At 40.9% G+C, this 17,733-nt stretch carries 18 protein-coding genes; 3 read left to right on the top strand and 15 right to left on the bottom strand.

The window, feature by feature from the left end:
* Nucleotides 1-22: 22 nt before the first annotated feature.
* Entirely contained in the window at nucleotides 23-1,078 is a 1,056-nt protein-coding gene (locus ACR2F3_RS14425; RefSeq protein ID WP_432710682.1) for a nucleoid-associated protein, read from the bottom strand.
* 67 nt (nucleotides 1,079-1,145) lie between these two features.
* Nucleotides 1,146-1,934: a TerC family protein gene (locus ACR2F3_RS14420; protein WP_432710681.1), complete on the bottom strand. Its 789-nt coding sequence runs from the start codon at nucleotides 1,932-1,934 to the stop codon at nucleotides 1,146-1,148.
* 106 nt (nucleotides 1,935-2,040) lie between these two features.
* Here ACR2F3_RS14420 and aspS point away from each other — a divergent pair, with 106 nt between their 5' ends.
* Nucleotides 2,041-3,786 (top strand): aspartate--tRNA ligase, encoded by a 1,746-nt coding sequence (gene aspS, locus ACR2F3_RS14415; RefSeq protein ID WP_432710680.1) that lies wholly within the window; start codon nucleotides 2,041-2,043, stop codon nucleotides 3,784-3,786.
* Nucleotides 3,787-3,855: 69 nt separating this feature from the next.
* Here aspS and ACR2F3_RS14410 read toward each other — a convergent pair whose 3' ends face one another.
* The 6 genes from ACR2F3_RS14410 to ACR2F3_RS14385 are packed head-to-tail and all read right to left on the bottom strand — an operon-like array spanning nucleotide 3,856 to nucleotide 7,320.
* Complete coding sequence (locus ACR2F3_RS14410; RefSeq protein ID WP_432710679.1) at nucleotides 3,856-4,296, bottom strand: hypothetical protein; 441 nt, start codon at nucleotides 4,294-4,296, stop codon at nucleotides 3,856-3,858.
* On the bottom strand, nucleotides 4,280-4,657 hold the full coding sequence (locus ACR2F3_RS14405) for a phage holin family protein (RefSeq protein ID WP_432710678.1): 378 nt from the start codon (nucleotides 4,655-4,657) through the stop codon (nucleotides 4,280-4,282). The genes ACR2F3_RS14410 and ACR2F3_RS14405 overlap by 17 nt, the downstream gene beginning before the upstream one ends.
* A 22-nt stretch (nucleotides 4,658-4,679) precedes the next feature.
* The gene (locus tag ACR2F3_RS14400) at nucleotides 4,680-4,946 is read right to left on the bottom strand and encodes a YtxH domain-containing protein (protein ID WP_432710677.1); all 267 of its coding nucleotides are present in this window, start codon (nucleotides 4,944-4,946) and stop codon (nucleotides 4,680-4,682) included.
* Between the two features lie 58 nt (nucleotides 4,947-5,004).
* Nucleotides 5,005-6,057 (bottom strand): AI-2E family transporter, encoded by a 1,053-nt coding sequence (locus ACR2F3_RS14395; RefSeq protein ID WP_432710676.1) that lies wholly within the window; start codon nucleotides 6,055-6,057, stop codon nucleotides 5,005-5,007.
* Nucleotides 6,058-6,115: 58 nt separating this feature from the next.
* On the bottom strand, nucleotides 6,116-6,898 hold the full coding sequence (locus ACR2F3_RS14390; protein WP_432710675.1) for an enoyl-CoA hydratase/isomerase family protein: 783 nt from the start codon (nucleotides 6,896-6,898) through the stop codon (nucleotides 6,116-6,118).
* A gap of 2 nt (nucleotides 6,899-6,900) precedes the next feature.
* On the bottom strand, nucleotides 6,901-7,320 hold the full coding sequence (locus ACR2F3_RS14385) for a cobalamin B12-binding domain-containing protein (protein ID WP_432710674.1): 420 nt from the start codon (nucleotides 7,318-7,320) through the stop codon (nucleotides 6,901-6,903).
* A gap of 79 nt (nucleotides 7,321-7,399) precedes the next feature.
* On the opposite strand from ACR2F3_RS14385, the gene ACR2F3_RS14380 reads away from it, so the two are divergent.
* A complete protein-coding gene (locus tag ACR2F3_RS14380; protein ID WP_432710673.1) occupies nucleotides 7,400-9,061 on the top strand; it encodes a glutamine--tRNA ligase/YqeY domain fusion protein in 1,662 nt (553 codons plus the stop codon).
* Between the two features lie 56 nt (nucleotides 9,062-9,117).
* Here the strand turns inward: ACR2F3_RS14380 and ACR2F3_RS14375 are convergent, their stop codons facing one another.
* Entirely contained in the window at nucleotides 9,118-9,957 is an 840-nt protein-coding gene (locus tag ACR2F3_RS14375; protein ID WP_432710672.1) for an N-acetylmuramoyl-L-alanine amidase, read from the bottom strand.
* Between the two features lie 128 nt (nucleotides 9,958-10,085).
* Between ACR2F3_RS14375 and ACR2F3_RS14370 the strand changes: the two genes are divergently transcribed.
* Nucleotides 10,086-11,768 (top strand): dipeptidyl-peptidase 3 family protein, encoded by a 1,683-nt coding sequence (locus ACR2F3_RS14370; protein WP_432710671.1) that lies wholly within the window; start codon nucleotides 10,086-10,088, stop codon nucleotides 11,766-11,768.
* An 8-nt stretch (nucleotides 11,769-11,776) separates the two neighbouring features.
* Here the strand turns inward: ACR2F3_RS14370 and ACR2F3_RS14365 are convergent, their stop codons facing one another.
* The 6 genes from ACR2F3_RS14365 to ACR2F3_RS14340 form a co-directional block, all read right to left on the bottom strand.
* Nucleotides 11,777-12,142 carry a response regulator gene (locus ACR2F3_RS14365; RefSeq protein WP_432710670.1) on the bottom strand — a complete coding sequence of 122 codons (366 nt, stop codon included), beginning with the start codon at nucleotides 12,140-12,142 and terminating at the stop codon, nucleotides 11,777-11,779.
* Nucleotides 12,129-12,716, bottom strand: a complete 588-nt coding sequence (locus tag ACR2F3_RS14360; protein ID WP_432710669.1) for a chemotaxis protein CheB — start codon at nucleotides 12,714-12,716, stop codon at nucleotides 12,129-12,131. The genes ACR2F3_RS14365 and ACR2F3_RS14360 overlap by 14 nt, the downstream gene beginning before the upstream one ends.
* Nucleotides 12,717-12,724: 8 nt before the next feature.
* Complete coding sequence (locus tag ACR2F3_RS14355; RefSeq protein WP_432710668.1) at nucleotides 12,725-13,546, bottom strand: CheR family methyltransferase; 822 nt, start codon at nucleotides 13,544-13,546, stop codon at nucleotides 12,725-12,727.
* Nucleotides 13,547-13,552: 6 nt separating this feature from the next.
* On the bottom strand, nucleotides 13,553-13,924 hold the full coding sequence (locus ACR2F3_RS14350; RefSeq protein ID WP_432710667.1) for a response regulator: 372 nt from the start codon (nucleotides 13,922-13,924) through the stop codon (nucleotides 13,553-13,555).
* Between the two features lie 20 nt (nucleotides 13,925-13,944).
* Nucleotides 13,945-17,529 carry a response regulator gene (locus ACR2F3_RS14345; protein WP_432710666.1) on the bottom strand — a complete coding sequence of 1,195 codons (3,585 nt, stop codon included), beginning with the start codon at nucleotides 17,527-17,529 and terminating at the stop codon, nucleotides 13,945-13,947.
* Between the two features lie 6 nt (nucleotides 17,530-17,535).
* Nucleotides 17,536-17,733 (bottom strand): ATP-binding protein (locus ACR2F3_RS14340; RefSeq protein WP_432710665.1); only part of this gene is annotated, 198 nt, incomplete at its 5' end.

The following is a 17,733-nucleotide window of genomic DNA, read 5'->3' as shown; positions in this document are numbered from 1 at the left end:
TTTTCCGAAACGAACAATAAACCTATAATTCTTCCTTAAAAAACACTTTATAGTAATTCATGGAGCGATCATCGTCAAAACCTTTCTCGATGAGTTCCTTATTTCCATGGATATAAATATGGAAGTTTTTATCAAGCTTGATAATGCTCTTGAAGGCTTTGGCCTGCTTTTTTACGGCTGCATCGGAGATATCGAAGTTGTCGGCGATACTGGTATCAAATTCTTCTTCGTAACTTTTTTTGAAATTTTTGAAAGAGGCGATTCCCTCTTCATTGGCAATCACTTCATTAGAAAACTCATCGATATCAAAGGTTTCCTTATCTTTAAAGTACTTCATTGACTTATTCAGCAGGTCAATCTTGTCGGCTTTAGAAATTTCAAAATCTTCATCCAGTTTCTGGGTGACGAATTCCTTATAAACACCCAACACATTATTGGTCTGGTTGTAATTGTCGTTCCTGATTTTAAGTTTCAGGAATTCATCTTTCCAGTAAACGGCTTCGGCACTGCGGTTAGTTTGATCGATCACGGCCACTTTATAGCCTTCTTCTTTTTCGCAATTGATGATCAGGCAGCCTTTATCCAGTTTACTGATGTTAATGGCATCCTGTTCGTAACTGACGCCAAAACCTGCATTTTCAGGGTATACCTTCAGGTAGGTTTCCTTGGTTTCCGACTTGAATATGCCGATGGCATCGTGAGTCTCCCCTTCAATCTGCACATTTTCGAAATAGGCGACGTAAAGCTCCCCTGATTTAATTTTAGGGTGACTGGAAACTTCGTAAAGGTACTTGGCCAGCTGCTGGCTGTTTTCATGGAAGTTACCGCCTTTCTCGAATATCGCTTCAGCAAAGTGGTAAACTTCATTCAGGTTTAAATCATCGTTAGGATGAAAGAAACGGTAGATTTCATTCACCTTTACATACGGACTCAGAAAGTATTGTAATAGGAGTTCCTTTAACTGTTCATCGGCCAGCACAAGCGATTCTTCGGAAAGGACATAAAACTCATCGGCTGATTTGTTACCGATTCTGTGTATGGAAAGTTCTGCAAGGGAGGCTTCGAAAAATGAAATCATAAAAAAAGTACTTCTGCCGTTAGATAAACGGCAAAAGTACTTTTCCTAATTGACTAGCACCAATAAATTAACCCTTATTTTCTTTCGGCGCACCTCCAGGTGCAACCGGCACTTTATTTTTCTTTAACATTTTTAGGTTAAGCATTTCCACCAGGATGGAGAAAGCCATGGCGAAATAGATATATCCTTTTGGAATGTGCTGATCAAAACCTTCTGCCAGTAGCGACACCCCAATAAGCAACAGGAACGATAAAGCAAGCATTTTTACCGTAGGATGGTTGTTTACGAAATTGCTAATGGCGTCGGCAGAGACCATCATAATCAATACAGCAATAATTACCGCAGCAATCATAATTTCCACGTGGTCTGCCATCCCTACCGCCGTGATGACGGAGTCTAACGAGAATACAATATCTAACAAAAGAATTTGGGTAACTACCCCGCTTAAGGTATGCACCTTTGGGGTGCCTTCTTGATCTTCTTCCCCTTCTAATTTCAGGTGAATCTCGTGGGTACTTTTATAGATGAGGAATAAACCACCAAAGATTAGAATCAGGTCTCTTCCGGATATGGCCAGTTTATCCGAGAGCGCTGAATCCCCTAAGTTTAACCAGGATCCAATACTAAATAGGTTGGCGGTTAAACTCATCACCCAGCTTAAAGAAAGCAACAGCAATACCCTGGTAATCATAGCCAACCCCAAGCCTAATGTCCTGGCCCTTTTTTGCTGATCGGCAGGTAATTTGGAAGACAGAATGGAGATGAAAATGATGTTATCAATTCCCAGCACTATTTCAAGTAGCGTTAGCGTGAGCAGGGAAATCCATGCAGCTGGGTCAGTTAATAATTCCATCATATTTATTTAAAAATATTGAATTAAAGCTATAAAAAGCACGCCAAACTTTTGGCGCTTGCATGGATATGGGATAAAATGAATATTTTTGTAACTTAACAATACAAAAATGCTAAGAACAACGACTTGTGGCGCCTTAACGATAGAAAATCTTGGAGAGCATGTGACACTTTGCGGGTGGGTACAGAAATCCAGAGACTTGGGCGGAATGACCTTTATAGATGTGCGCGACCGCTATGGAATTACCCAGTTAGTTTTTAATATGGACGACAACCAGGAACTGTGCGAAGCTGCCAGAAAACTGGGTCGTGAGTTTGTAATTAAGGCTACCGGAACTGTGGTAGAACGTTCCAATAAGAATGCAAAAATGCCTACAGGTGATGTAGAAATTAAAATATCTGGCCTTGAAGTGCTTAATACTTCTAAAATACCTCCTTTTTTAATTGAGGATGAAACGGATGGCGGCGATGACCTTCGCATGAAATACCGTTACCTGGATTTGAGAAGGGCACCGGTACGTAACAACATGATCCTTCGGCACCGTATGGCGCAGGCGGTAAGACGTTACCTGGATGGACTTGACTTTATTGAAGTAGAAACACCGGTATTGATCAAATCTACGCCTGAAGGTGCACGTGATTTCGTGGTACCTAGCAGAATGAACGCCGGTGAGTTTTATGCTTTACCACAATCGCCACAAACATTCAAGCAGTTGTTAATGGTGTCGGGCTTTGACCGTTATTTCCAGATCGTAAAATGCTTTAGAGATGAAGACTTACGTGCAGACAGGCAGCCTGAATTTACACAAATTGACTGCGAGATGTCGTTTATTGAACAAGAAGACATCCTAAATACCTTTGAAGGCCTGATTCGCACTTTATTTAAAGAAATAAAGGGTATTGACCTGCCAGAGGTTCCGAGAATGCAATATGCTGATGCAATGCGTTTATATGGTTCAGACAAACCAGATACGCGTTTCGATATGCATTTTGTAGACCTGACTGATATAGTAAAAGGCCATAACTTCCCTGTTTTTGATCAAGCAGAATTAGTGATTGGTATTAACGCCAAGGACTGTTCACATTACACCCGTAAGCAAGTTGACGAATTAACCGACTTTATTAAACGTCCACAAATTGGTGCAACGGGATTAATTTATTGTAGACACAATGGTGATGGAACTTTAAAATCATCAGTAGATAAATTTTACAGCGAAGAGGAGCTTGCCAAATGGTCGGCCGCTTTTGGTTCACAGCCAGGCGACCTGATGTTAATTATGGCAGGCACTACCGATAAGGTTCGCAAGCAATTAAGTGAGCTGCGGTTAGAGATGGGAAACCGATTAGGTCTGCGAAACAAAGATACCTTCAGCGCACTATGGGTACTTGATTTCCCATTATTAGAATGGGATGAAGAGACGGGACGTTACCATGCCATGCACCACCCTTTTACCTCACCTAAACCGGAAGATATCGCATTGTTAGATACTAATCCAGGCGAGGTTAGAGCCAATGCTTACGATATGGTAGTGAATGGAACAGAAATAGGTGGTGGATCTATCCGTATTCATGACAGGACTTTGCAGGCGTTAATGTTTAGACATTTAGGGTTCACGCCTGAAGAAGCGCAGAAACAATTCGGCTTTTTAATGGATGCCTTTGAATTTGGAGCGCCACCACACGGTGGAATTGCCTTTGGTTTTGACCGCCTGTGCTCCATATTTGCCGGACTAGACAGCATTAGAGATGTGATTGCTTTTCCTAAAAACAACTCTGGCAGAGATGTGATGATTGACAGCCCTTCAACAATTGATGACAAACAATTGAATGAACTGAAGATAAAAACAACAGTGTAACCAAACATTGTTGCATAAAAAAAACGTCTGTTAGTCAAATAACAGACGTTTTTTTATGATCATATTTCCTTAAAAGGTTTCACTATCAGGAGGAATACCGTAATCGACCTGCATCGTTCTTTTCGTTGTTTTTTTTGGTTTATTAAACCAGGCTTTCACAGAATTGAAGATTGAAGATAAATGTTCAGCGTCAAGACTTTTACCCATTTTACTGGTGGCCAACCCAACCAATGCTTTGGTCATAAAACCAGAGCCCCTGAATAACGTGCTATTCATGATGATTGGCAATACCAACGACATCATTTTACTGCTCACGTTGAGCTTTTCATCGACCTTCATAAAGGACGACGGGGTAGCATATTTTTTAATCAGGTTACTGACTGTATATTGTTTAACATACAGTTTTGCATTCTGCTTCAACATATCTTCCTGCATCATATAACCAGATTTCAGGGTAAATAAGTAGGCTTGCAATTCTTCCAGGTTTTGAATATTATATCTTTTGCTCATCTTCCTTGTCAGCTAGTTTATTAAAATAGGTTCTGATCGCCAGGTTGATAATCCCCTTCTCTATATATTTATCTTTTGTTAAATAAACCACAATGGCAATTGCAAGGTATATTAAGGACACACAACCGAAACCCCTGGTATAACTTCCCAACACATCTGCTAAAAACAATGCAAGGGTAACTGTACCAAATAAAAACGCTAAAACAAAACTGATCACTACAACGGAACCTGTAATAAGGTTTGCCACTGCCCGTGATACTTTTTCTACCATAGACAGCCGCACGTATTCGATACGGGCATCCAGGTAAGATCTCGCGTCGGAGAAGAGTTCTTCGATGTTCTTTTCTTTATTTTCCTGCATTGTAAGTTATTTTAAGCATTAATTATGCGTGTTCCGTTTCATCAGCATAGGCATCTGCTTCGTGGTTTATTTTGCTTTTAACTGAGCTTACTACTTTATCTTTTAAATTAGCAAGGTTGTTAATTTCATCTGCAGCTTTGTCTTTGATAGAATCGCCAAGATCTTTTAAAGACTGACTTAACCTGTCGCGGGTATCCGTTCCTTTTTCTGGTGCTAACAATAAACCCAAGGCTGCTCCTGCAGCTAAACCTGCTAATAACCCAATTAATACTTTTGAATTGTCGTTCATAACTTTTAGATTTTTAATAAAACATTAAACAATAGGATATGGAATAATGCGCTTGGTACTACAACTCTTCCTCCGCAGGAATTGTTTTAATTCTTTCTAATCTTTCCGACGCTAAAGCGCTTGTTTCATAGATTCGGATCAATAAAATGAAGTAAGACAAAAGCAATGGACCGAACACTAAGCCTAATATTCCAAATAATGGTATACCAATAACTACGCCAATTACGGTGATGATGGGATGAATGTTACCAACTTTTTTGGCAATAATAAATCGGAGGACATTATCAATATTAATAATAACGACAAATCCGATGGCTAACATGCCATAACCAGCCACAGCATTACCATTTGCAATCTGAAGCAAGGCGGCTGGCACAAAAATAATCGGTGGCCCTAATATTGGCACAAAACTGACAAAGGTGGTAATTACACCCCAAAACAGTGGATCGGTATAGCCAAAAAGGTAAAAAGATATGCTGACCAACGATCCCTGCACCAGGCTGATAAATCCCTGTCCTACTACATTGGCATAAGTGGTATTTCGCATTTCCTCTGCAAAACGAAGGGCATTCTGTTCTCGAAGTGGCGCGTATTTAACCAATGCGGTTTCAAAGGTCTCGTGGTCCACCAACATGAAGTAGAGCAGGAAATACATGAGCAACAAACCTAAAACAATGTTAAATGCACCGGATATCAATGAAGGAAACAGCTCTGTTGCCCAGGCGCCTACTTTTTTTAGTCCTTCTTCAACCATACTCTGAATTTCGCCACCAACAGGTATTAAGTGTTTAATTTTGAGCAATAGATTCTTATAATATGTTGGATCACTTTGTAACTCGGTAATTTTAGCGATCACCATATTGCTCAATCCGTAGAAAGGCAAAACAATGACCACTACAGAGGCAAGCAACAGAAGGACGGCCGACACACGGGGGTTCCACTTTTTTACCTCAACCAGGTATAAATAGCCCGGGCGAAGGATGGTATACAACACCAGTGTACTTAATATAGAGCCAAAAATCCCTTGCAGGGAGTAAACAATGAGGCAGCCTAAAGCAACAATAATCACTAAAGTGATGTTATTGCGTTGTTTATAGGAAAATATTGACATGTGAGAAAGTTAGTTCTGGCTTACTATATTCAATAATTCTGCCAATAAGCTGTACTATTTATTTACCGGTAAATACGGGTTTCCTTTTTTCAAGAAAGGCAGCCACCCCTTCTTTAAAATCTTCTGTATGGAAACAATTTCCAAAGGCACTGATTTCCACTTCAAAACCATTTTGTTGAGGGTCGGTAGCCGCGTTAACTGCCATGATCGCATTTTCAATTGCTAAAGGCGCTCTGGTTTTGATCTTTTCCAGGATATCTAATGCTTTAGACAGTAATTCGTCTTTAGGCACCACATGGTTTACTAAGCCTATCGCAGCAGCCCGCTCTGCGGTAATCATATCTGCAGTAGCAATGATTTCAATTGCATGGCCCTTTCCAACCAGGCGGGTAAGGCGCTGTGTTCCTCCGTACCCCGGAATTAACCCCAGGCTTACTTCCGGTAATCCAAGTTTAACGCCAGTTGCGGCGATACGGATATGGCATGCCATTGCAAGCTCCAGACCGCCACCCAATGCAAAACCATTGATGGCGGCAATTACAGGCTTAGGACAGTTCTCTATGGCGTCAAAGACAGTAGCCTGCCCGTTAACAGCCAGTTGTTCACCTTGCTGGGCATTAAAGCTGGAGAATTCGGAGATATCTGCTCCGGCCACAAAAGCTTTTTCACCGGCACCTGTCAACAAAACACCGCGCACTTCCTTGTTTGATGCGGCAAAAGCAATGGCATCAGCCAGTTCGGCAAGCGTTTCCTTGTTCAAAGCATTGAGCTTCGACTCGCGGTTAATCGTCAGGTGCAATACTTGGCTTTTAATTTCGGATAAAAGGTTGTTATACGTCATGCTTAATAATTTCTATGTTCAGTTACCCAGTTTTTGATATAGTCTACAATAGATACCATGGTTGTTCCAGGTGCAAACAATTCACCTACGCCCATTTCCTTCAATTTTACCATATCTCCATCAGGAATAATGCCACCACCGGTTAACAATACATTATCAAGGCCTTTTTCTTTCATCACTTCAATAATCTTTGGAAAAACTGTCATATGAGCTCCCGACAGTATAGAAATGCCAATTGCGTCAACATCTTCCTGCAGCGCAGTGTTGACCACCATTTCTGGTGTTTGACGTAATCCGGTATAGATCACTTCCATGCCCGCATCGCGTAGTGAAGTAGCGATTACCTTTGCCCCCCGGTCATGTCCATCTAGTCCTACTTTGGCCACTAAAACACGGATAGGTCTGTTTAATGTTTTGCTCATAAATATGGTAATTGTAGTGAGTAAAAGTAAGTAAATTAGCGGTTTTATGTTAACTTTGAAGCCTAAATTTACAGTTTTTATGAGTGAGGAAAAATCATTGAACTTTATTGAGGAGATCATTGAAAACGATTTAAAAAGCGGGAAATATAAAACTTTAGTTACACGTTTTCCACCCGAACCCAACGGATACCTCCATATCGGACACGCGAAAGCAATCTGCCTTAACTTTGGATTAACCCAGAAATATGGTGGCTATACCAACCTAAGATTTGATGACACCAATCCGGTGACAGAAAAAACAGAATACGTTGACAGCCAGCAGGAAGATATCAAATGGCTTGGTTTTGAGTGGAAAAACGAATTATATACTTCTGATTATTTCGATACCTTATTTGATTTTGCTGTAAAGCTGATTAATAAAGGGCTGGCTTATGTAGACCACAGTACTGCCGAAGAAATTGCTACATTAAAAGGTACACCTACAACACCCGGTAAGGATAGCCCATACCGCAACCGCAGCATTGAAGAAAATCTGGATCTCTTTAATCGCATGAAAAATGGCGAATTTGAGGACGGAGCCTGTATTTTACGCGCGAAAATTGACATGAACAGTCCGAATATGCTCATGCGGGACCCGATAATTTACCGAATTAAACATGCTGAGCACCACCGTACGGGAAACAAATGGTGCATTTACCCGATGTATGATTTTGCGCATGGCCAAAGTGATAGTATTGAAGAGATTACCCACTCCATTTGTACATTAGAGTACGTTTCTCACCGGGAATTATATGACTGGTTTATAGAGAAATTAGAGATATTTCCTTCGAAACAGTATGAAATGGCACGTTTAAACCTTACGTATACCGTAATGAGTAAACGGAAACTATTGCAACTGGTTAATGAAGGCATAGTCAGTTCATGGGACGATCCGCGCATGCCAACCATCAGCGGTTTGAGACGCCGTGGTTACACACCTGAGAGTATCAGGGAGTTTTGCGAACGCATTGGGGTAGCCAAACGAGAAAACCTGATTGAATTAAGTTTATTGGAGTTTTGTGTAAGGGAACACCTGAACAAAACTGCTAACCGGGTAATGGCTGTATTGGATCCAATTAAAATGGTGATTACAAATTATCCAGCTGGACAAACAGAAATCCTGATTGGGGAGAATAATCCGGAAGCAGAAGATAAAGGTGGAAACCGGGAAATCCCTTTTAGTAATGAATTATGGATTGAACGTGAAGACTTTATGGAAGTTCCTGCGAAAAAATGGTTTCGTTTGGCACCAGGAGCTATGGTTCGTTTAAAGCATGCTTACATTGTAAAATGCGAGGATTTTGTTAAAGACGAGAATGGCAACGTGACTGAAATTCACTGTACTTACCTTCCTGACTCAAAAAGTGGTGAGGATACCAGTGGTGTTAATGTGAAAGGCACTATCCACTGGGTGAGCAAGGAACATGCAAAAACTGCTGAAATAAGAAGTTACGACCGCTTATTTAGCGTGGAATCTCCTGACAGTGAAGAAGGTGATTTTAAAGACTATCTGAATCCAAATAGTATTGAAGTAATTAAAAACGCCTATATAGAGCCTTGGTTAGCCAATGCCTCAAAGGAGGAACGTTACCAGTTTATACGTAAAGGGTACTATTGCCTGGATACTGATTCTACACCTGAACATCTGATTTTCAATCGCACGGTTGGCCTAAAAGATGCCTGGGCTAAAGCAAAAAAATAGCATAAAGTAAAAAAGGCCTTCCTTAACCGGAAGGCCTTTTTGTTTGTGCTTTTCCCCTACCTGTATTTAAAGTAAAGATTATATAGGATTAACTTATCTGCCGGAGTAAGCGTTGGCGTGATATCAATTTGCACAAAGTGCCGCTTAAAGGCAATGATGGCTGCGCTTAAATCACTGATATCGTACCCAATAATGCGGAGGGCCTGTTCTGCATTAAAATCGGCAGGTGGCATGGTTAACACATCATCATACCATAAACCATACCCTTTTTTAGCAATCACTTTCCATGGAAAATTACTTGGATCAGGTTTACGTCTGGGTGCAATATCAGAGTGTGCGATAAAGTTAGCCGTAGGGATGTTGTATTTTTTCTTTAATGTTCCCAGCAATGCAATAAGGCTATTAATCTGGGCATCTGGCCATGGCTCACTGCCATTGTTATCCAGCTCAATACCGATCGATGATGAGTTCAGGTCCGTATCGTTACCCCAGCGACCAACACCGGCGTGATTTGCCCTTAAGTAATCGTTAAGCATCTGCACTACCCTGCCATCGCGTGAGACCACGTAATGCGCACTCACCTGTGTTCTGGCTAAAGTAAAAGTTTTAATCGTTTGGTCTAAGGAATTCTGTGCGGTATGGTGTAGAATCACAAAATTAGGCTTACGAATACCGAAATTTACAGTCCCTACAAAAGACTGCTGGTTTTCAGCCAGCGAATCAATTCTTTGATTTACCGGGGGCATTGACTTTATAATGGCGGCAAAGCCGTCTGCCTGCTTTTTGTAAATCTTATCGGTGGCCGCATATTTGTTTGTAGAACAGGAACTGAGTGTAAACGCAAGCACGCTGCCATACAGTAAAAATGTTTGGGTTGTTTTTCTTAGTCTCATCATATTGTAAATGTGATGTGAATTTAACCAATTTTTACTATTTTGTTGCATTCATCCCAACAGAAGGCCCTAAGTTTGTACCGATAAATATATACAGATAGCTCCAATACTATAATAGAAAACAATTACTGATGAAAAACATATATAAAGCTGCGCGACTTTTGATGGGTGGCGCCCTACTTGCAGGTCTGGCTTCTTGCTCAAACAACCAGGAGAAGACAGCACAAAGTACCGGAGACACCCTGCCATCAAAAACCAGCTTAGAAAATTATGTAAATCAGCGAATTGGGATATATGCCCCCGTAAAATTAACCACGAACCTGAATGACCTGACGCCAAATGAGCGGAAAATTATTCCTATTCTCATGCAGGCAGCCCAAATTATGGACGAGTTATTCTGGAAACAGGCCTACCCACAACGCGACAGCTTGATGGAGGTGATTAATGATGACAAGGTGAAATCTTTTATCAGAATAAATTATGGCCCCTGGGACCGCTTGAATGGAGATAAACCTTTCGTTTTGGGTGTAGGGCCTAAACCTCCGGGTGCTACTTTTTATCCGGAAGGGATGAGCAAGGAAGCCATTGAAAAGTCTTCGCTAAAAGATAAATTCAACCCTTATGCCGTGGTAAGAAAGGATTCAACCGGAAAACTGATTTCAATACCCTACCACGTCCTTTTCGCTACAGAACTACATAAAGCCTCCAGCTTACTTAAAGAGGCTGCATTACTGGCTGAAGATCCCCAATTTAAAAAGTACCTTGACCTGCGTTCTGAGGCCCTGGTTACAGACAACTTCACGGCCAGCGACATTGCCTGGCTGGATATGAAAACCAACACCCTGGACATTATTATTGGTCCGATTGAGAACTATGAGGATAAATTGTTTAATGCTAAAACTTCATATGAGGCCTACGTACTCGTAAAAGACAAAGTGTGGAGCAAACGTCTGGCTAAGTATGTAACAATGCTTCCTGCCCTTCAAAAAGGACTTCCTGTGCCTAATAAATATAAAGCTGAATCTCCGGGTACTGATAGTGAACTTAACGCCTATGATGTAATTTATTATGCCGGAGATTGTAATGCCGGATCTAAGACCATTGCCGTTAACTTACCCAACGACGAACTGATCCAACAGAAAAAAGGTACCCGCCGGTCGCAACTGAAAAACGCCATGCAGGCGAAATTCGACAAGATTCTGGTGCCTATTGCAAACGAACTTATCGACAAAGACCAACAGAAGTATATCAAGTTTGATGCCTTTTTCTCCAATGTAATGTTCCATGAAGTAGCACATGGGTTGGGCATCAAAAAAACAGTTACAGGTAAAGGTTTTGTTAAAGAAGCACTGAAAGACCAATATTCTTGGTTAGAAGAAGGTAAAGCAGATGTTTTAGGGCTTTATATGGTAACGGACCTGTATAAAAAAGGGGAGTTAAGTGGCGACTTAAAAGATTATTACACAACTTATATGGCCGGCATCCTTAGATCGGTGCGTTTCGGGGCATCAAGTGCGCACGGAAAAGCCAACATGCAATGTTTTAATTTCTTTAAGGAAAAAGGAGCCTTTATCAGGACAGCGGCCGGTACTTACAAAGTAGACTACGACAAATTTGCGGTTGCCATGAACGAACTGAGCAAACTGATTATTACTCTTCAGGGAAATGGCGATTATGATGCTGTAGTAAAACTACAGAAAGAACAAGCAATCATTCCGGCTCAATTACAGCAAGACCTTGACCGTTTAAGTAAAATGGGTATCCCGGTAGATATAGTATTTGAACAGGGTGTGGATGTATTGGGCGTTAAATAAACGCCAATTTATACCAGGTGCTTATTTACGATGTCTTCCAGATCTGCAATATCAAAAGGTTTAGATAGGTAACCATCTGCACCAGCCTGCTCTGCCAGCGATGCTACGTCGTTGTTGGCAGAGAAATAGATTACGGGGATGTGTTTCAAGACATCATCACCTTTTAGTGCTTTTGTTGCGTCGATGCCACCAACATCAGGTAACCAATTATCCATAAAGATAATATCTGGTGTGTATGCATTCACCTGACTTATAATATCATTAGAAGTAGAGGAAGTTTTAATTTCATAACCCGCATCTTCCAGAATAATGGTACATAGTTCTAGGATATCGGTATTGTCATCAAAAATAAAGACTTTTTTAAGCGGTGCCATGGTGTTTAGATTGGGACAACAAATTTATAAATTCTCCCATATCTTCTGCATTTAAAATATGGTCTATTTTTACATGTAGTTTAGCCTGGGCTGGCATGTATGCAACTTGCGCAGTATCAGGATTTTGTATCACCACGAGCCCTCCCCATTGTTTCACATAATTCAAGCCCTCAACACCATCGGCATTGGATCCCGATAGTAAAATACAGGCCAAATGGTCCCTATATACTTCGGCAGCCGTTTGAAAACTTGCGTCTATAGCAGGCCTTGAGTAATTGATTTTTTCGGAGTAGTCAAGCGAAATCGTATGATCGAGCTCTACTAAAACATGGTAATCCGAAGGGGCAACATATATCCTTCCTGGCAGTAAGGGTTCCTTTTCTTCAGCCTCTTTTACGATAAGGCCTGTTTTGCTAGACAATAGCTCAGGAAGTAAGGAATCAGCACCATTTTTCCGGTGAACGACAATTAAAATTGGGAAAGAAAGATCATTATGCAGGTTGGGTAACAATTTCAACAGTACATCAAGGCTGCCTGCCGATCCCCCAATTATTAATGCTTCACAGTTTTCCATCTTAACATCTAATTAACTTTACGCCAAATTTTCTCGTGATCTAACCGTTTGAATTTACTGGCTATATTAGAAAAATCGATAGTTTCCTTTGTTCCTAAACCAAGGTAACCCAGGTCTTCCAGGCTGTTATTAAAAAGTTCCAACACTTTATGTTGTAAATCGCGATCGAAATAGATGAGTACATTTCGGCAAAGAATGAGCTGAAACTCATTAAAGGAATGATCAGATACCAAGTTGTGAGTAGAAAATATAATCTTACTGCGCAGTTCGTTATCGAACTTAGCAAGAGAATATTTAGCGGTGTAATAGCTGGAGAAGTCCTGCTGTCCACCAGACGCAATATAATTCTCTGAATATTGTTTCATATTGGTAAGTGGGAACATGCCCTGACTGGCCTTCTCCAATACTTTAGGATTCAAATCTGTAGCATAAATCAGGGACTTATGAAGCAGATTAAGCTCTTTTAACAGGATAGAAACCGAATAAGCCTCTTCGCCGGTAGAACAACCCGCAAGCCATATTCTAATTAAAGGATAGGTGCCCAGTCTGGGTAATACCACATTACGCAGGGTCTTAAAAAAACCAGGATCACGAAACATTTCAGTAACGTTGACGGTGATTTGCTCCACAAATCGTTTAAAGTATACTGGGTCATTGTTTATTTTATAGCGAAACTCTGTAAACCCAGTAATCTTATCTAAGGTATATAACCGGACCACCCTACGTTTTAAGGATGCCCTGGAATAACCAGTAAAGTCATATCCATAATTCTCCAGAAGATCTGACAGCAAAATTTCTACTTGCTCATCACTAATTGCCGACAGTTCCAAAGTGCGTTAAATATATTGTGAGATTAATTTAACCAGGTTGTCTACATTAACTGGTTTTGATATATAACCAATTGCACCTGCATTGATGCACCGTTCTTTGTCGCCAACCATTGCTTGTGCTGTTACGGCAATTACTGGTATATCTTTAAGTTCCGGTGATGACTTCATTCTGGCAATTGCCTCATAACCGTCCATACCAGGCATCATCATATCCATTAATACAACGGCTATTTCAGGGTGTTCAGATATTAGTTGAAGTCCTTCTTCGGCAAACAACGCCGAGAGACACTGGTAACCTTTTGCTTTTAATACTGCTGTTAACGCAAAGATATTGCGGTTATCATCGTCAATAATTAATATTTTTTTACTACTCGCCATAAATAAACAAGAAATTCTTTTTAAACTTTATCATATAACCACACCCGGAGCAATGAAACCAATTGATCGATATCTACCGGTTTTGAGATATAATCAGAAGCCCCTGCCGCAATACATTTTTCCCTATCGCCCATCATTGCTTTAGCTGTTACAGCTAAAATGGGAATGTTTTTAAATTGAGGGATCATTCTGATCTGCTTGGTGCTCTCATACCCATCCATTTCCGGCATCATCATATCCATCAAAACGATATCGATTGTTGGATTATCTTTAAGTACCTGCAGCGCCTCTTTGCCGTCGGTAGCAGCCAGCACTTTCATCTGGTGCTGTTCCAAGGCTTTCGTTAAAGAAAAGATGTTACGCACGTCATCATCAGCTATGAGTACTGTTTTGTTGTTTAACACCTCGTATAAACCGCCCAACTTATCTGAATTTGGCTTCGTTGGCTTGTCGGTAGCCTTTTCTTCAACCAAGTGTAAAAACAGCCCTGCCTCATCCAATATCCTCTGGTAGGAATGTGCTGTTTTAACAACAATGGAATCAGCATATTGTTTAATTCGAGTTTCTTCTCCTTTAGAAAGGTTCTTTCCAGTAAAAATAATGATCGGTAAGTTTTCTAAACCATCACTCTTCTTAATCGTTTCCAGCGTTTCATAAGCGTTTTTATCAGGCACGCCCATATCGAGGATTACACAATCTACTTCCTGTTTCTGCAGGGCCCCTAAACTATCAGCAACTGAGTTGACCACCTGGGTTTGAATATTGTAGTTACTTAAAAAGTAACTAAGCGCTTCAGCATGTTGTTTATTTTCTTCAACAATCAGAACTTTTTTCGGGTGTCGGCTTAAGGCATGTTCAAGCTTTTTGAAAATTTGCTTCATTTGTTCAAGCGCCACTGGCTTGTTAATGAAATCGACGGCACCTTTTAAAAGACTTTCTTTTTTCATTTCCAGCGACGACATCATGTGCACCGGTATTGGTCGTGTACGTGGGTTAGACTTTAGCTCATCCATCACCTGCCAGCCGTCTTTAACCGGTAGTTGAATATCAAGCAGGATGGCTACTGGAAGGAAGTGATTAGCCATTTCTATACCTACATCTCCCCTTACCGCCACAATGCCTTTATAATTACGTTTTCGCGTAAAGTTCAATAAAGTTTTAGCAAATGGGGTATCATCTTCAATGATGAGGATCACCTTGTCGCCTGGCAGAATGTTATCCCGGTCGTCTTCAATGTCCATGGGTATTTTATCGACCAGGTATCGCTCTTGAATCACATGTGCCGTACTCCCATTAAGCGATGCAGGAGCTTGCGGACTTAGAATGGATTCAGATTGCAAGGCAACTTTTTCAGGATCCAGTGACAAGACAAAAGTAAACTCACTGCCTTTATTTTCTTCACTATGCAGTTCAATGACACCACCTAAAAGTTTAGCCAGTTCTCTGCTAATCGACAGGCCTAAGCCTGTTCCACCATAACTACGTCTGGTTGAACCATCGGCCTGCTGAAAGGCCTCAAAGATAAGTGCTTGTTTATCAGAAGGTATTCCAATACCCGTATCCGTCACTTTAAATAATACCGATTTATTAGCCTTGTCCTGTTTAATGTCAAGGGCCACCTGTCCTTGCGCGGTAAATTTAATGGCATTAGACAACAGGTTTTTAAGGATCTGTTCTAAACGCATCTTATCTGTGCGGATTACAGGTAAATCGGGATCCACATGGACCACCAATTGGAGTTTTTTATTTTTAGCAAGTGGCAGGAACAACGAATTCATATCTGTGGCTACCTCTTCCAGGCTCACATCATCGAACTCAAGTTTCATTTTGCCCGCTTCTATTTTAGAAAGATCAAGGATCTCATCTATTAACCCTAACAAGCCCTGTCCAGAACTTTGTATCACCTCAGCATATTCAATATATTCTTTATCCAAGGTGGCATTTTCGGACATCAGCTTAGAAAGCAATAATATAGAGTTTAAAGGGGTACGCAATTCATGCGACATGTTGGCCAGAAACTCTGATTTATACTTAGTGCTTTGCTCCAGTTGGTGTGCTTTTTCCTGTATTTCAAGGTTTCGCTCCTGGATCATCTGGTTTCTTTCTTCCAATAAACTGGTGCGCTCTTCCAGTTCCTGGTTGCTTTGCAGCAACTCTTCCTGCTGCACACGTAATTCCTCTTCTGAAGTTTGTATTTTTTGTGTCTGTGCTTCCAGCTCTGAATTTAAACCTTCCAATTCTGTTTGCTGCGCCTGGAGCTCTTCTGTTTGCGCCTGGGTTTCTTCAAGGAAATCCTGCAGACGTTTGCGATTTTGTGAAACATGGATCGCAATACCTACGTTGGAAGATATCTGCTCCAGGTAATCCAATTGTAATGGCGTAATAGTGCTTAGAGAACCCAGTTCCAACACACCCAATAACATCCGGTCGCGCTTAATCGGTAAAACAACTACATGACTTGGTTTTGTTTCTCCTAGACCATAGCTAATGGTCATCTCTCCATCTGGAATCTCGTTTAACATAATGGTCTTCCCTGATTCAGCAGCCTGCCCAACGATACCTTTGCCTAAAGGAATTGCAGCTTTTGAAACCTCTTCGTTAAGCGCAAAACTTGAGGTTAATACCAAATCCTTATTTTCAAGCAGATAAAATGCACCCACCTGACAGTTCAACCGTTCTATGTTATAATTGAGCACATCTGTGGCCAGTTCAGAAACACTTTTCTCCCCCGCCATACGGTCGTTCAAACCAGCAATACTTCCCTGCAGCCATTCTTTATCGGCTAATAAACCAAATGAATATTGCAGAGACTCTGCCATGGCGTTCAGGTAACCAGCAACACTGCCAAGACTATCTGTTTGCTCTTGTTTTAACCTGATGCTGTAATTTCCACTTGATATTTGTGCAGCTAGTTCTTTGATAACCTGCAACCGCTCGTCAATTTCCTTGTTTTTATCAGCCAGTGCCTGCTGTAACTGGGCACGCGCATCAATATCCGAAGATACTTTCCGGTAAAAGAAAACTGTGATTAATATGGCCAGTAAAGCGGCCAATACAATCAATAAAGGCGTAAAACTGGCAAGTTGATTTAAATCCGAAGTCTCTTTATTTAATCGCTGGTTTTCTTCCATTTTCATGGCTCTGACCAGAGATCTGGCTTCATCCATGTAAGCCTTACCCCTCACTAATTCACCAACTCCAACAGTACCACCTTTACTCTTCACCTCGATGGTTTTGTCGAGGATATTAAGGCGCTCCTGTAAAATCATTTTCATCCTGGCCAGACTTTTCTGATGAAATTCGTTGTCTTTAGTCTTTTGCTGAAGTTCGTCTAATAAAGAAAGGGCACTTTCTCTGGAGCCGGTATAGGGTCCTAAGAAATCTTTCTCCCCTGTAAGTAAATAGCCACGCTGACCTGTTTCAGCATCTTTTACATTAGAGATGACACTGTCTAATGTTGACAATACTTCGTTGCTCTCTGCAACCAGAGAAGAACTCCTGATCAGGTTGGTAATACTTACATAAGAAGCTAGGGAACTAATAAACAGAACAATTAAAGAGAGGCCAAGTCCGACACGGAGATTCTTTTTTAAAGTTTTTTGCATAGAATTTTACGAATTGTTTTGGGGATGAGGGTCTAATGGAATGGTGAAATAAAACTCTGACCCTTCTCCTAATTTACTATTTACACCTACCTGACCACCATGCCTTCTGATGATCTCGGCAGAAATATACAGACCTATTCCAAGGCCCTGAAACTGAATGGCTGTTTCTTCTACCCGGAAGAATTTTTCAAAAACACTTTCCTG

The sequence above is a fragment of the Pedobacter sp. genome (assembly GCF_045627485.1).
In the GTDB taxonomy this organism is placed as follows: Bacteria; Bacteroidota; Bacteroidia; order Sphingobacteriales; family Sphingobacteriaceae; genus Pedobacter.
The sequence above is the reverse complement of the archived record's forward strand: the minus strand, read 5'-3'. Positions and strand labels throughout refer to the sequence as shown.

What these genes read in the sequence shown, in the direction of transcription:
- ACR2F3_RS14425 (WP_432710682.1), bottom strand. Translation starts at nt 1,078, where the DNA reads ATGATTTCATTTTTCGAAGCCTCCCTTGCAGAACTTTCCATACACAGA.
- ACR2F3_RS14420 (WP_432710681.1), bottom strand. Translation starts at nt 1,934, where the DNA reads ATGATGGAATTATTAACTGACCCAGCTGCATGGATTTCCCTGCTCACG.
- aspS (WP_432710680.1), top strand. Translation starts at nt 2,041, where the DNA reads ATGCTAAGAACAACGACTTGTGGCGCCTTAACGATAGAAAATCTTGGA.
- ACR2F3_RS14410 (WP_432710679.1), bottom strand. Translation starts at nt 4,296, where the DNA reads ATGAGCAAAAGATATAATATTCAAAACCTGGAAGAATTGCAAGCCTAC.
- ACR2F3_RS14405 (WP_432710678.1), bottom strand. Translation starts at nt 4,657, where the DNA reads ATGCAGGAAAATAAAGAAAAGAACATCGAAGAACTCTTCTCCGACGCG.
- ACR2F3_RS14400 (WP_432710677.1), bottom strand. Translation starts at nt 4,946, where the DNA reads ATGAACGACAATTCAAAAGTATTAATTGGGTTATTAGCAGGTTTAGCT.
- ACR2F3_RS14395 (WP_432710676.1), bottom strand. Translation starts at nt 6,057, where the DNA reads ATGTCAATATTTTCCTATAAACAACGCAATAACATCACTTTAGTGATT.
- ACR2F3_RS14390 (WP_432710675.1), bottom strand. Translation starts at nt 6,898, where the DNA reads ATGACGTATAACAACCTTTTATCCGAAATTAAAAGCCAAGTATTGCAC.
- ACR2F3_RS14385 (WP_432710674.1), bottom strand. Translation starts at nt 7,320, where the DNA reads ATGAGCAAAACATTAAACAGACCTATCCGTGTTTTAGTGGCCAAAGTA.
- ACR2F3_RS14380 (WP_432710673.1), top strand. Translation starts at nt 7,400, where the DNA reads ATGAGTGAGGAAAAATCATTGAACTTTATTGAGGAGATCATTGAAAAC.
- ACR2F3_RS14375 (WP_432710672.1), bottom strand. Translation starts at nt 9,957, where the DNA reads ATGATGAGACTAAGAAAAACAACCCAAACATTTTTACTGTATGGCAGC.
- ACR2F3_RS14370 (WP_432710671.1), top strand. Translation starts at nt 10,086, where the DNA reads ATGAAAAACATATATAAAGCTGCGCGACTTTTGATGGGTGGCGCCCTA.
- ACR2F3_RS14365 (WP_432710670.1), bottom strand. Translation starts at nt 12,142, where the DNA reads ATGGCACCGCTTAAAAAAGTCTTTATTTTTGATGACAATACCGATATC.
- ACR2F3_RS14360 (WP_432710669.1), bottom strand. Translation starts at nt 12,716, where the DNA reads ATGGAAAACTGTGAAGCATTAATAATTGGGGGATCGGCAGGCAGCCTT.
- ACR2F3_RS14350 (WP_432710667.1), bottom strand. Translation starts at nt 13,924, where the DNA reads ATGGCGAGTAGTAAAAAAATATTAATTATTGACGATGATAACCGCAAT.
- ACR2F3_RS14345 (WP_432710666.1), bottom strand. Translation starts at nt 17,529, where the DNA reads ATGCAAAAAACTTTAAAAAAGAATCTCCGTGTCGGACTTGGCCTCTCT.